At 61.6% G+C, this 13833-nt stretch carries 13 protein-coding genes; 11 read left to right on the top strand and 2 right to left on the bottom strand.

Translation table 11 applies throughout. From position 1 onward, the window contains the following. Nucleotides 1-73 precede the first annotated feature (73 nt). Nucleotides 74-460 (bottom strand): hypothetical protein, encoded by a 387-nt coding sequence (locus tag AKL28_RS13970; protein ID WP_050468768.1) that lies wholly within the window; start codon nucleotides 458-460, stop codon nucleotides 74-76. Here AKL28_RS13970 and AKL28_RS13965 point away from each other — a divergent pair. The 11 genes from AKL28_RS13965 to AKL28_RS13915 all read left to right on the top strand — a co-directional run bounded on the left by AKL28_RS13965 (nucleotide 451) and on the right by AKL28_RS13915 (nucleotide 12922). Continuing rightward, nucleotides 451-2352: a potassium transporter Kup gene (locus AKL28_RS13965; RefSeq protein WP_050468767.1), complete on the top strand. Its 1902-nt coding sequence runs from the start codon at nucleotides 451-453 to the stop codon at nucleotides 2350-2352. The genes AKL28_RS13970 and AKL28_RS13965 overlap by 10 nt on opposite strands. A gap of 120 nt (nucleotides 2353-2472) precedes the next feature. Beyond that, complete coding sequence (locus tag AKL28_RS13960) at nucleotides 2473-3456, top strand: LysR family transcriptional regulator (RefSeq protein ID WP_050468766.1); 984 nt, start codon at nucleotides 2473-2475, stop codon at nucleotides 3454-3456. Nucleotides 3457-3505: 49 nt separating this feature from the next. Then, nucleotides 3506-4021, top strand: coding sequence for a YbaK/EbsC family protein (locus AKL28_RS13955; RefSeq protein ID WP_050468765.1), 516 nt, complete (start codon nucleotides 3506-3508; stop codon nucleotides 4019-4021). 141 nt (nucleotides 4022-4162) lie between these two features. Beyond that, complete coding sequence (locus AKL28_RS13950) at nucleotides 4163-5299, top strand: LysR family transcriptional regulator (protein ID WP_156226344.1); 1137 nt, start codon at nucleotides 4163-4165, stop codon at nucleotides 5297-5299. 1 nt (nucleotide 5300) lies between these two features. Continuing rightward, complete coding sequence (locus AKL28_RS13945) at nucleotides 5301-6701, top strand: aspartate ammonia-lyase (protein WP_050468763.1); 1401 nt, start codon at nucleotides 5301-5303, stop codon at nucleotides 6699-6701. Nucleotides 6702-6745: 44 nt separating this feature from the next. Further along, on the top strand, nucleotides 6746-7570 hold the full coding sequence (locus tag AKL28_RS13940) for a transporter substrate-binding domain-containing protein (RefSeq protein ID WP_050468762.1): 825 nt from the start codon (nucleotides 6746-6748) through the stop codon (nucleotides 7568-7570). Further along, nucleotides 7567-8955, top strand: coding sequence for an MmgE/PrpD family protein (locus AKL28_RS13935; protein ID WP_050468761.1), 1389 nt, complete (start codon nucleotides 7567-7569; stop codon nucleotides 8953-8955). Before AKL28_RS13940 ends, AKL28_RS13935 begins: the two co-directional genes overlap by 4 nt. After that, a complete protein-coding gene (locus tag AKL28_RS13930) occupies nucleotides 8955-9692 on the top strand; it encodes an amino acid ABC transporter permease (protein WP_050468760.1) in 738 nt (245 codons plus the stop codon). Before AKL28_RS13935 ends, AKL28_RS13930 begins: the two co-directional genes overlap by 1 nt. After that, on the top strand, nucleotides 9689-10453 hold the full coding sequence (locus tag AKL28_RS13925) for an amino acid ABC transporter permease (protein WP_050468811.1): 765 nt from the start codon (nucleotides 9689-9691) through the stop codon (nucleotides 10451-10453). Before AKL28_RS13930 ends, AKL28_RS13925 begins: the two co-directional genes overlap by 4 nt. Nucleotides 10454-10504: 51 nt before the next feature. Beyond that, nucleotides 10505-11257 carry an amino acid ABC transporter ATP-binding protein gene (locus AKL28_RS13920; protein WP_269432189.1) on the top strand — a complete coding sequence of 251 codons (753 nt, stop codon included), beginning with the start codon at nucleotides 10505-10507 and terminating at the stop codon, nucleotides 11255-11257. A gap of 75 nt (nucleotides 11258-11332) precedes the next feature. Continuing rightward, complete coding sequence (locus tag AKL28_RS13915) at nucleotides 11333-12922, top strand: methyl-accepting chemotaxis protein (RefSeq protein ID WP_082221495.1); 1590 nt, start codon at nucleotides 11333-11335, stop codon at nucleotides 12920-12922. 46 nt (nucleotides 12923-12968) lie between these two features. Here AKL28_RS13915 and AKL28_RS13910 read toward each other — a convergent pair whose 3' ends face one another. Further along, complete coding sequence (locus AKL28_RS13910; protein ID WP_050468759.1) at nucleotides 12969-13814, bottom strand: DMT family transporter; 846 nt, start codon at nucleotides 13812-13814, stop codon at nucleotides 12969-12971. Nucleotides 13815-13833: the final 19 nt, after the last annotated feature.

The raw sequence follows: 13833 nt of genomic DNA, 5'->3' as shown, positions 1-13833 counted from the left end.
GTCGTTGTGGAGGAGGGCCGGGTGGCCATCGGAAATTTGGCTTAGAACCATCTCGCAGAAAAATCGTGGTTCTTTATTCGATTGGAGTATATAAAGGGTGCAGAAGAAAGAAAAACTCGATTACCGCATATCCATATAAGGCCACGGTATAGGCCGTGAAGCCTTGCTGTTGGCGGCCTTTCGATGCCGGCCTGCCATGCGGCAGGGGAGACGGGAAGATGCCCGATGCGAGGCGCCGGTCGGCAAATCCCGAACTGCTGTATTGCAGCGCTGTCAAGTTCCGGATGCCCGGGCAGAGGCAGCGGCGCAACGTCCTGCTTGCGGCCCGGGCAATTTGCGCGCACCACAGGTAGAGTGCGATAAAGTACGCCTCCTGCCCGGCCGGATGCCCTGATTTCCACTTTTTGAGCAAGGCCTGCGGCGACAATTTGAAGAAGCAAAGGGAGCCCGATGAGTTCATCTCACACCAATCCAAATCTTTCCTTCCGTTCGCAGAAGCTGCATCTGGTCACACTGGCCGCGCTCGGCGTGGTGTTCGGCGATATCGGCACCAGTCCGCTGTATGCGCTCAAGGAATGTTTCAGCCCCGACCACGGCATCGCCTTTTCTCCCGACGCGGTGCTGGGCATCATCTCCATGCTGTTCTGGGCCATCACCATCGTGGTGAGCATCAAATATGTGCTGTTCGTGCTGCGCGCCGACAATAACGGCGAAGGCGGCGTGCTGGCCTTGATGGCGCTGTCGCTGCGTTCGGCCGTGTCAGGCTCGCCGCGCGCCAAGCTGCTGATGATGCTGGGGGTATTCGGCGCCTGCATGTTTTACGGCGACGTGGTGATTACGCCGGCCATCTCGGTGCTGTCGGCGGTGGAAGGGCTGGAGATCGCCGCGCCGCAGACTTCGCATGTGGTGATTCCGCTGACGATCGTCATCGTGGTGGTGCTGTTCCTGATCCAGCGCCACGGCACCAGCGTGGTGGGCCGTTTCTTCGGGCCGGTGATGTTCGCCTGGTTCCTGTCGCTGGCGCTCCTGGGGTTGTACAACATCGTCAAGGCGCCGGAAGTGCTGGTGGCGATCAATCCCTACTACGCCGTCCGTTTCATGGCCGATCATTCGCTGCAGGCCTTCATCGTGCTGGGCTCGGTGGTGCTGGTGCTGACCGGCGCCGAGGCGCTGTATGCCGACATGGGCCACTTCGGCATCAAGCCGATCCGCTTCGCCTGGATTTTCACGGTCATGCCCGCGCTGCTGATCAACTACTTCGGCCAGGGCGCCAACCTGATCGCCAACCCGGCGGCGATCAAGAACCCCTTTTACCTGATGGTGCCCGAGGCGCTGGTGCTGCCCATGGTGCTGCTGTCGACCTGTGCCACCGTGATCGCTTCGCAGGCGGTGATTTCGGGCGCCTTCTCGCTGACCAGCCAGGCCATCCTGCTGGGCTTCGTGCCGCGCATGCGCATCCTGCACACTTCCGAAGACGAGCAGGGCCAGATCTATATCCCGCTGATCAACTGGATGCTGCTGGTGCTGGTGGTGGCCGTGGTGCTGGCCTTCAAGAAATCGGACAACCTGGCCGCCGCATATGGCGTGGCGGTGACCACTACCATGGTGATCACCACCATGCTGCTGGGCGTGGTGATGCGCCATATCTGGAAGTGGCGGCTGCCGGCGGTGGTGGTGGTCATCAGCTGCTTCATGGTGGTGGACGTCGCATTCTTCGCCGCCAACCTGCTCAAGCTCACCGAGGGCGGCTGGTTCCCGCTGGTGATCGGCGGCGCAGCGTTCTTCCTGCTGATGACGTGGTATTCCGGCCGCATGCTGCTGCGCATGCGCATCAAGGACGACGGCATCCCGCTGGAGCCTTTCGTCGAAGGCCTGCTGGCGCATCCGCCGCACCGCGTGGGCGGCACCGCCGTCTTCATGACCGGCAACATCAACACCGTGCCGGTGGCGCTGCTGCACAACCTCAAGCACAACCGCATCCTGCACGAGCGGGTGTTCTTCCTGAAGATCAGCATCTGGGACGTGCCTTACGTGGCCGACAGCGAGCGCCTGACCATGAAGGACCTGGGCGGCCAGGTCTACCTGCTGCGCGCTTCCTTCGGCTTCAAGGAGACGCCCGAGGTGAACCGGGTGATGGCGCTGGCCGAGCAGCAGTTCGGCCACCATTTCGACCTGATGGACACCTCGTTTTTCCTGGCGCGCGACACGGTGGTGCCGAGCAAGCTGCTGGGCATGTCGCTGTGGCGCGAGCGGCTGTTCGCCTGGATGTACCAGAACGGCGCCAAGCCTTCGGACTTCTTCAACATTCCCGCCAACCGGGTGGTGGAGCTGGGCACCAAGATAGAAATTTGATCGCTGTCTGACCGCGGGGCGGCATCATGCATTCCTTGAGGCGGCGTAAGAAACTCCGTGCGTCGCAAGACGGGTTTGATGAATAATCGCGATATTTATCAACCCGTTTGAGGAAAGAGCATGATGCCCAACAAGCCGCTCGATATGCACGCCGTCCAGGTATTCGTTGCGGTTGCCGAAGAGGGCAGTATGTCGGCCGCAGCATCCCGCATGGGCATATCGCAGTCCGCCGTATCGCAGATCATGCGGCAGCTTGAGGATGACCTGGGCGTCGTTTTGATTAACCGGACGACCCGTCCATTGGCCCTGACGCCGTACGGCATAGCGCTTCGCAACAGAGGCGCGATCCTCAGCGAGGAAATTGCCAACCTCAAGGCCCAAGTGATTGAAGCAGGGCAAGGCATCAAGCCCGACGTGCGAATCGGACTTGTGGATTCATTCGCATCGACTTGCGGACCCGGTTTCACAAAGAGCCTGCTGGATAAGGCGACGCAACTGACCATTCGCACGGGCCTTAGTCCCCAGCAGGGAGAGGCGCTGCTACGCCGTGACCTCGACCTCATCGTCACTAGCGATCCGTTGATGGATGCCAACGAAGTGGTTCGCTACCGCCTTTTCTCGGAGCGTTACCTCGTTATCACGCCAAAGGGCATGAGGCGGCAGTTGGATACGCTGGAGGATCTGCGTTCGCTGGCAAACGTTCTCCCCATTGTCAAATTCAACCGCAACTCCCAGGTCGGGCTCCAGATTGATCGCTACCTTCGCCGGATCGAAGTGCGTTCTCCAAACCGGTTGGAGCTGGACAACGCGGATGCATTGACCTCGATGGTGGCGGAAGGAATTGGCTGGGCCATTACATCGCCCATGTGCCTGCTGCAAGGGATCGCGTATGCATCGCATGTGGAAGTGCACGTCATCAGCCAACTGGCGCTGGAGCGTTCGCTGTTTCTGGTCGGGCGCCGCGATGAGTACAATGCCTTCTTTGACGACGCCTGCGAAACCGCGCGCACCGTCATCGAGACTTCATTCCTGCCGCGTTTGAGGGCGGTCAACGAAGGTCTCGCCCAGCTCATTTCCGTGGGCGAGCGAAGCACCCATGAATAATTTCCCGGCCGCGTGGATGCAGCTGCCTTTTTCTTTTTGATTCATTACCATGCTTGGCAAGACCGAACTGCTGGCGCGACTCGACGCGCAACATCTCCCCTATGAATGCGAAGAGCACGATGCCGTGCTCAACATGGGCGAGTCGGAAAAACTCACCTTGTCGCTCACTGGGGCGCGCTGCAAGAACCTGCTGTTGCAGGACAAATCGGGGGCCTGTTTCCTCGTGATGACCACTGCCGCGAAGGCGCTGGATTTGAAGGCAGCGGCCAAGGCATTCGGTTCCAAACGCCTGTCGTTCGCTTCTGCAGAATTGCTGTACGACGCACTGGGTTTGCGGCCCGGTTCGCTCAGTCCATTGGCATTGGTCAATGACCAGGCCGGCAAAGTGCGCCTCATCATCGATGCCGACCTGGCGGGGGAGGCCGCCTTCCTGTTGCATCCGCTGCAGAACTCCGCCACGCTCGCCATTTCCCGTGAGGCGCTGGAACAGTTCCTGGACAGCGTGAACCATGTGCCGTCATGGATCTCACTTGAAGCACGGGCGTCACTCGATCCTGCCAAATAATTGACGCAGGTCGCGGAAGTCGCACCTCATCCTGATGATGGTTTCGGCCGTCACGCATGATCCTGCACGAATCCAAGGGAGACTCGGGCAGTTCTATCCCGTGCATTTTTGCGCCGCACAACGGCCTCCACGCCCCATACGGTGGGCCTGGAGGCTTTTTTACGTGCAAATTCTTCTTCGCCCGCTGCGCCATTTTTGGGATTTGCGCATCTAATTATTAGAGTTGCTAATAGTACGGCTCAGACTATATCTACAGCTTCTAATCCTGCCTACACTCCCTGCATTGAAATTCGGGACAACACCATGCAGGACAGCCGGCTCATCGATATGCAGGCGCTTCGCATCTTTGTGGCGACGGCACAGGACTGCAACATGTCGCGCACGGCGAAGAAACTCGGTATCTCGCAATCGGCGGTATCCCAGACCATCCGCATGCTGGAAGACAGTGTTGGCGCGCCATTGTTGAACCGCACGGTACGGCCATTGACGCTCACGCCTGCGGGCATTGCCTTGTTCAACCGCGGACGTGCGCTGCTTGACGATGCGTGCAACATCCGCAGCGCCGTGCTCGATGCCAGCCGCGAGGCCAAGCCAAGCCTGCGCATCGGCCTGGTGGATTCGTTCGCTGCGACATGCGGTACGCATCTGGTGCAGCAATTGCTGCAAGTGACCAACCAGTTGGCAGTGCGCACCGGCTTGACGCCCAACCTCGGCGAAGCGCTGGCGCGGCGTGAGCTGGATCTGGTGATTTCATCGCGGCAGCTGGACTTGGAAGAGATCCAGAGCCAGCCGCTGATGTCGGAACGGTTCATGCTGATTGCACCGCCGTCCGCGCCGAAGTGCCGTGTTGCGGCCGACATCGCAACGCTGGAAAAAGCGCTGCCCATTATCCGTTTCAACCGGCAGTCGCATCTGGGGGAACAGGCCGAACGTGCGTTGCGCAGGATCGATGTGAATCCCTCGCACCGGCTGGAAGTCGATACCGCCGACACGCTGACCGCGATGGTCGCAGGCGGCCTCGGCTGGGCGGTGACCACTCCGCTGTGCCTGCTGCAAGGTGCCCGCTCGGCCGCCGCAGTGCGAGTAGACGTGATCGAGGATTTGAACGAGGAAAGAACGCTGTACCTGCATACAAGGCAGGGCCAGGGCGAATACGGCGTTTTGGGAAAAGAAATATTCGGGTTGGTGCAAGCCATCCTCGACAGCCAGGTCACCGGGGAGTTGAGGGAGATTGATCCCGCGCTGCCCGCAATGACAACAATTCATTCATGGAGATAACATGTCGGCGACATCCACACATCGCTCAGAAGCAGATTACCTGGGCACGGTCCAGATTCCATCCGATGCGCTATACGGCGTCAATACCATTCGCGGTGTAGAAAACCTGACGGTATCCACCAATGCCATCGGCGCCGAGCGCGAATTCGTGCGCGCCTTTGCCCAGTGCAAATGGGCTGCCGCACTGGCCAACCGCGACATGGGGGTCATCGACGATGCGCAAGCCACCGCTATCGTCCAGGCCTGCCGCGAGATCGCCGACGGCCAGCACGACCGGTTCATGGTGGTCGATTTCATGGAAGGCTCGGGCGGCACTTCCACCAACATGAACATCAATGAAGTCGTCGCCAACCGTGCGCAGCAATTGCTGGGCGGCCAGCCCGGCAGCTACGACCGGGTCCATCCGAACGACCACGTCAACCGTTCGCAGTCGACCAACGATGTCTATCCCGCTGCGATGAAGATCGCCGCCTATGCCTTGCTGGCACCCCTGGCCGACGAACTCGACGCATTTGCCGCCAGCCTGCAAGCCAAGGCGGAGCAATTCAAGGACGTGCTGCATCTGGGCCGCACCTGCTTCCAGGATGCGCAGCCGATGCTGCTTGGACAAACGTTCGGCGGCTATGCCGCACTGGCTGCCCGCCTGGGCGAAAAGGTCAGGGCCGTACGCGATGAGCTGCGCGTGCTGCCGCTGGGCGGCACCGCCATCGGCACCGGCTTTGGCGCGCCGCGTGGCTACAAGGCCAGCGTGTATGCACACCTGTCCGGCGTCACCGGCGTGCCGTTCGTGCCGGCCGATGATGCCTTCGACGCCATGCAGAACCTCGACACCTTCACGCGCGTCTCGGGCGAGCTACGCACTTGCGCGACCTCCATCGCCAAGATTGCCTCCGACCTGATCCTGTTATCCTCCGGCCCCAACGGCGGTCTCGGCGAACTGGAGCTGCCGGCGGTGCAGGCGGGTTCCTCCATCATGCCGGGCAAGATCAACCCGGTGCTGCCCATGAGCATGATGCAGATCGGCTATGCCGTGGTCGGCAACGACGTTTGTATCGCCCAGGCCAACCAGGGCGGCCAGCTGGAGATCAACCACTTCGAGCCGGTCGTGGCGGATCGCCTGTACGACTCGATCCATCTGCTGACCAATGGCATCCGCCTGTTCCGCGAAAAATGCATCAGCGGCCTGCAGGCCAGCGAACAGGTCAACGAGCGCCATTTGCTGGACTCGACGGCGATTGCCACCGCGCTGATTCCGAAACTGGGCTATGCGCAGGTCAGCAAGATCGTGCGCCAGGCTGCCAGCGAAGGCCGCACGCTGATCGACGTTTTCGAAGAGCGCGGCATCCTGAGCCGGGATGAAGCGATCAGGCTGACAAGGGAGTCAACCGCGTTAGACGCCTGAGCAGCCAGACCTATAAAGACCAACAACCACTTGAGGAGACGAACATGAAAAAACTGATACTGAGCGTGATCACGGCAGCGGCCGGACTGGCCATGATGGCAGGCGTCCAGGCACAGACGCCGACGCTGGACCGCATCAAGTCCGAAGGCTTGCTGCGTGTAGGCGTCAAGACCGACTACCGTCCATTCGGCCATCTGGATCCGAGCGGCAAGGTTGTCGGTCTGGAGCCGGATCTGGCCGCGGACCTGGCCAAGCGCCTGAAGGTCAAGCTGGAGCTGGTGCCGGTGCAGACGGCCAACCGGATTGAATTCCTGCAGCAGGGGCGCATCGACCTGATGATCGCCACCATGTCGGTCAATGACCAGCGCCGCAAGGTGGTCGGCGTCATCGAGCCGTTCTACTACGCCGGCGGTACCAGCCTGCTGGTGCGCAAGAGCGCCAACATCAAGAAGTGGACTGACCTGAAGGACAAGGAAATCTGCGGTACGCAGGGCGCCTACTACAACCGCCCCGTGGCGCAAAAGTACGGCGCCAGGATTGTTGCCTTCCCTGGCAATGTGGAAGCGCTCAACGCGCTGCTGACCGGATCGTGTATCGGCTTCGTGCAAGACAGCACGCTGCTGGCCTCCATTACCGCCAGTGGCGACGCCAAGTGGGCCGACTATGAAGCCCCGTTGCCGGTGGAAGACCTGCAACTGTGGGCCATTGCCGTACCGCTCAATGAACTCAACGGCGCCTACGGCGACTTCGTACGCCAGACCGTCAATGAGTGGCACCGCACCGGCTTCCTGGTCGCCGAAGAGAAGAAATGGAACCTGCCGCAAACCGATTTCCTGAAGGAGATGCAAACCAAGGCAGGCGCTAAATGAGTATCGCAGTCAATGATGCAAGGGATGCCGGGCAGGCGCTGGCGCAGTGGGTAGCTGCGCTGTCGCTGGCCGGTATCCCGGCGGATGCACGGCGCGTGGCGCGCGACTGCATTGCCGATGGCATCGGTGTGATGCTGGCCGGCACGCGCAGCGCAGTGGCGCAAGCGGTGGCAAGGTTGCCGCAACATGCCGGCGCCTGTGGCGTCGCAGGCGATACTGCGCATGTGGATGCGGCATCGGCCGCATTGCGTAACGGCGCCGCCTGCCATGCCTGGGATTTTGATGACACCAGCTATGCCGGCATCGTCCACGGTACCGCTGTGGTTTTGCCGGCCGTGCTGGCAGTGGCGCAGGAAGTGGGCGCTACCGGCGCGCAATTTCTGGAAGCATTCGTCGCCGGCGTGGAAGTTGAATATGCGCTCGGCCTTGCCTTGACTGACAGCCTGTACGAGCGAGGCCACTGGACCACGACGACGCTGGGCGTCATCGGTGCAGCTGCCGGCGTGGCCAAGCTGCGCAAACTGTCCGCCGCGCAGATTGCCGACGCCATCAGCCTGGCGGCCAACATGCCGCTGGGCTTGCGCGCTATCCATGGCAGTACCGGCAAGCCGTATCTCTGCGGCATGGCGGCCAAACTGGGAATTGAGGCCGTCGATGCAGTGGCGGCAGGTGTGGACGTGCAACCGAATATCTTCGGCCGCCGCCGCGGCTTTGCCGACACGCTCAATGGCGGCGTACTGAAGCTGGATGCCATCGATGCGCTGGGCAAACGTTTTTCGCTGGTCGATCCCGGTATCGCCTACAAATTGCATCCGCTGTGTTCGGCCACGCAAGCCGCCATCGATGCAACCGGCATGCTGATGGAAGAACATGGCTTCACCGCTGCCGATGTCGCATCGGTGCAATGTGACGGTACGGGCCTGGTGGCGGCTTGCCTGCCATACACCGCACCGGTGATGCCAAACCAGGCGCAGTTCTCGATGTCCTTTGCCATCGGCTGCAAGCTGCTGCATGGCGACGTGGGCAGGCAGCACCTCAGCGCAGCGGCGCTTGCCGATCCGGCGCTTGTGCAGCTGATGCAGCGCATCCGGCTGCAGGCCGATGCGAACCTTGTGCCGGCCGCTGAAGCGGAGGCTTGCCCGGAGGCGTCGCGCGTGGAAATCTGTCTGCATGATGGCCGCATTGTCGTCAAGACGGTGCTGGCCGCACTCGGAATGCCGCAAAACCCCGCCGGCGACGTGCGCCTGTTGCAGAAGTTCATCGACTGCACCGCGCCGCTGCTGGCAGAGGACGCCGCCAGAGCGTTGTGGGAGACGATTCACCAGGTTGACCAGTTACAGGACGTACATGGCCTGCTGGGACAACCCGCATTGCAGGAGACGTAATGGATGTCGCCGAATTCTTCAGGCAATTGAATGCCACGCACCACCTCAATTTTTCCATCTTCTACGACAGTTACGACCAGGCGCAATTCCTGCAAGGGATCCAGTACACCGTCTGGCTGTCGCTGGCATCGATCATCGGCAGCCTGGCGGTAGGCGCCATTGGCGCCTATCTGCAGTTCGTGGGCGGGAAGGCCACGCGGCGCATCGTGGATGGCTATGTGCAGTTGTTCCGCAATACGCCGCCGCTGGTGCAGCTGTATTTCTTCTACTTCGCACTCGGCCCAGCGCTGGGATCATTGGCCGGCCAGTCGCAGCCGCTGCTGGGCAACGTCACCTGGGCGATTGCTTCGCTCACGCTGTACGCCGGCGCGTTCAATGTGGAGATTTTTCGTTCCGGCATCGAAGCGGTGCCCAGATCGACGATCGAAGCAGCCGATGCGCTGGGCATGAACCAGCGCCAGATCTTCCGCATGGTGGTGTTGCCGCTGGCGGTGCGTATCAGCCTGGCGGGCCTCAACAACAATCTGGTCAACCTGATCAAGACCACCACCAATGCCTTTGCGATCGCCGTACCCGAGCTGCTTTATGCCTCGTCGCAAATCTGGTCGGAAAGCCTGAACGCCATGGAAATGATGGTGGTGCTTCTGGTGTTTTACATGGTGGTCATCGGTGCCTTCACCTGGATGATGCACAAGATCGAACAAGTCACCGCAGTGCCGGGATGGGGGCGAGCATGAAATCTGCCAATTCTTTGAAATCGACATGGCTCCTCGCGGCCATTGGCATGGCGGCTTGTGCACCGGCACTGGCCAGCACCGGCGAAGCCTCGGTGACCGCACTGGTGAAGTGGATTCCGCTGCTGCTCAAGGGGTTTGCCGTAGACGTGGGCATCAGCTTTGCGTCGATGGCGCTGGGCACGGTACTCGGCGCCGTATTGGGTATCGGCCAGATCGCACAGGCGGGCCTGACGCGCAAGTTCTCCAGCTGGACGACGCAGTTCTTCCGCAATGCGCCCTGGCTGGTGCTGCTGTTCTTCTGCGTGATGCTGTTGCCCAACCAGTTCAGCGTATTCGGTATTTCGGTGCCGTTCCCGGGCTGGGTCAAGGGCATCATCGGCCTGACCTTGCCGGTCATGGGCAATGTCTCGGAAGTGGTGCGCGGCGGTATCCAGTCCTTGCAGTCGGGACAATGGGAGGCCGCCGATGCGCTGGCGCTGAGCCGTTGGCAGACCTTGAAGCTGGTCATCCTGCCGCAAGCCGTCAAGCGCATGGTGCCGCCGTGGATGAACGCCTATGCCGTGCTGATGATGGCGACGCCCCTGGTATCGATCGTCGGCGTGGAAGACAGCGTGACCGTGGCGCGCTCGGTGCTGTCGGCGGAAAACAGCCCGGCCTTGCTGATGCCGGTGTATGGGTTGCTGCTGGTGCTTTTCTTTGCCTACTGCGCGCCGATTGCCAAGTGGACGCGGTCGCTGGAAAAGCGCTACGCCATTGTCTGATCCCGAGGATGGCGCCGGTACGGACAAGATACAGATAACAGGAGACAAATAATGAACATGAATCTACAAGGCCCGATCGTCCAGGTCAGCGACGTTACCAAGGCATTCGGCGACAACCAGGTGCTGCGCGGCGTGTCGATGACCGTCAACAAGGGCGAGGCGGTGGCGCTGATCGGCCCGTCGGGCTCGGGCAAGTCCACGCTCTTGCGCTGCATCAACGGCCTGGTGGCGGCAGACGGCGGCAAGATCGAGGCCGCCGGCCACGCCGTGCACGCCCTGCGCACCAACGAAGACCGCATCGCCTTGCGCAAGGATGTCTGCATGGTGTTCCAGCAATACAACCTCTTCCCGCACATGACGGTACTGGAAAACATCATGCTGGCGCCCACGCAGGTGCTCAAGCAGGATGCGGAAGAGGTGCGCGAGCGCGCCAACAAGCTGCTGGAAAAAGTCCGCCTGACCGGCAAGGAGAAGGCCTATCCCGGCCATCTCTCCGGCGGCCAGCAGCAGCGTGTGGCGATTGCCCGTGCGCTGGCCATGCGCCCCAGCGTGATGCTGTTCGACGAAGTGACGGCAGCGCTCGATCCGGAAACGGTGAAGGAAGTGCTGGCGACCATCCGCGAGCTGGTTGAAGAGGGCATGACTTGTATCCTCGTCACGCACGAAATGCGCTTTGCCCGCGAAGTGGCCCATCAGGTCTACTTCACCGACAAGGGGCTCATCGTCGAGCACGGTGCGCCGGCTGAATTCTTCGATTCGCCGAAGGATGCGCGTACCCGGGAATTCCTGGGGCACGTTCTCTAAGCAGTTTTCAAACCAGAAACCATCCGCAATAAGGTGGTTCTGCCGTATTCCGCACAATCATCGGAGGAGACAGCCATGCCATCACGGGCAAAGGTCGGCGTACGCCTGGGCCTTGGATTTGCCTGGGTCATCGCGCTGCTGGCGCTGGTCACCGCGTTCGGTATCTACAACATGCACCAGGTGCAGTCGCGTTTCAATACCGTGGTCGAGGTGAAGAACCCGCAAAGCGCGCTGGTCAAGACCATGCTCGACACCGTCGCCGAGCGCTCCATTTCGTTGCGCAACCTGATGTTGCCGGCATCAAACGAAGACGTCGAGCGCGAGACCGCCTACATCGTCGAACAAGCCGGTCAATACCAGAAAGCCGCAGCGGATCTGCAGCAGTTGTTCGATGCTTTTCCTGGCACCACTGCCGAAGAAAAGGCAGCGTTCGCCAGGATTGCCAAACTGGCGGATAACGCCCGCAAGGTGATCGCGGAAGGTATCGATATCCGCCAGCAGAGCGAGTCCTATGAGCTGGTGGAATTCTTGAAGTCGCAATATCTGCCGGTGCAGAAGGCATGGCAAGCCGAACTCAAGGCATTGGCTCTGCTCGAAGACAAGCTCAACCAGGAGGCGGCGGCAACCAGCGCCAGGGCTTACGCCGAGGCGCGTTTGCTGATGCTGGTCATCAGCGCCATGGGTGTTGTCACGGCCGGTTTGGCGGCTTTCTGGATCACCCGCCATCTGCTGCGCAAACTGGGCGGCGAGCCCGATGACGCTGCACGTATTGCCAGCCGGATTGCAGAGGGCGACTTGGCCATGGAGATTGCCTTGCGGGAGGGCGACCAGGGCAGCCTGATGGCCGCCATGAAAGCCATGCGCGACAAGCTGGCGGCGATCGTATCGCAGGTGCGCACAGGCGCAGATACCATCACAACCGCTTCAACCGAGATTGCCCGCGGCAACCTCGATTTGTCTTCGCGCACCGAGCAGCAGGCCGGCGCGCTGGAAGAGACTGCCTCGTCGATGGAACAGTTGAACGCCACTGTCAAGCACAACGCCGAAAATGCCCAGCAGGCCAACGCGCTGGCATCGGCAGCGTCCAGCGTGGCGGTGCAGGGCGGCGAGATCGTGTCGCAAGTGGTGGACACCATGCAGTCGATCAATGCCTCTTCGCAAAAGGTGGCCGACATCGTCAGCGTGATCGACGGCATCGCCTTCCAGACCAATATCCTGGCCTTGAATGCGGCGGTGGAAGCCGCGCGTGCGGGTGAGCAGGGGCGCGGTTTTGCGGTGGTCGCATCCGAGGTGAGAACGCTTGCCCAGCGCTCGGCGTCCGCCGCGAAAGAAATCAAGGTGCTGATCGGCGACTCTGTCGGCAAGGTCGAGAACGGCAGCAGGCTGGTCGGGCAGGCCGGCAGCACCATGCAGGATATCGTCGCCAGCATCAGACGTGTGACGGAGGTAATGACCGAAATCACCCATGCCAATCGCGAGCAGAGTGGCGGCATCGAGCAGGTCAATGAAGCGATCATCCAGATCGACGATATGACCCAGCGGAATGCGGCGCTGGTGGAGCAAGCCGCTGCCGCCGCGCATTCGCTGCAGGAGCAGGCTTCCGGCCTTCAGGGGTTGGTCAGCATCTTTCGTCTTGATGCTCCCCGGGCTCTACCGGTGGAGTAAATCCCTCGGGCCAACTGCATTCGTGCCGGGCGGCAGCAAGCCGCTTTTAATGCCGCATGCCCAGCACCACCGCGCCTGCCGCGATCACCACGCAAGACAGGACCCGCCGCAGCGTCAATTTTTCGCCCAGGAAGATCCAGCCGATCAGCAGCGCGAACAGCACCGAGGTTTCGCGCAGCGCCGAGACCATGCCCATCGGCGCCAGCGTGACGGCCCAGATGACGATGCCGTAGGCCAGCAGCGACATCACGCCGCCGAACAGGCTGAGCCAGGTGTCGCGCTCGCCCAGGGCGATGGGCGAACGGCGATGCTTGTAGAGGTAGATCAGCGCCAGCGGAATGCTGTCGAGCACGAACAGCCAGCCGGCATAGGAAATCGAGTCGCCGGCCTGGCGCGCGCCGATGCCGTCGGTGACGGTGTAGGCCGCGATGAAGGCGCCGGTGGCGAAGGCGGCTGCCGGTGCGGACAGGTGTTCGCGGTTGCCGATGCTGCGCAGGTTGGCCAGGCTGACGATGCCCACGGAGACCAGCGCGATGCCGATCGCGGTATAGATGCCCAATTGCTCGCCGGCGAAAACCGCCGCGCCCAGCGCCACCAGCAGCGGCGAGGAGCCGCGCGCGATGGGGTAGGACTGGCCGAAGTCGCCGATCTTGTAGGCACGGATCAGGAACAGGTTGTAGCCGGTATGCAGGATGCCGGAGAGGATGATGCAGAACCAGCTGGCCGGATCGGGCAGGGGGCGCCACAGCACCAGCGGGATGGCGGCGATGCCGGCGCCGATGGTCATCAGCGACAGCGATGCCAGGCGGTCGGCGCTGCTCTTGAGCAAGGCATTCCACGATGCATGCAACAGGGCTGCGGCCAGCACCAGGCCGATCACGATGAGGCTCATGGCCGGGCGGTGCGGCGTT

This window comes from Herbaspirillum chlorophenolicum (genome assembly GCF_001189955.1).
Taxonomy (GTDB): Bacteria; Pseudomonadota; Gammaproteobacteria; order Burkholderiales; family Burkholderiaceae_D; genus Herbaspirillum; species Herbaspirillum chlorophenolicum.
The sequence above is the reverse complement of the archived record's forward strand: the minus strand, read 5'-3'. Positions and strand labels throughout refer to the sequence as shown.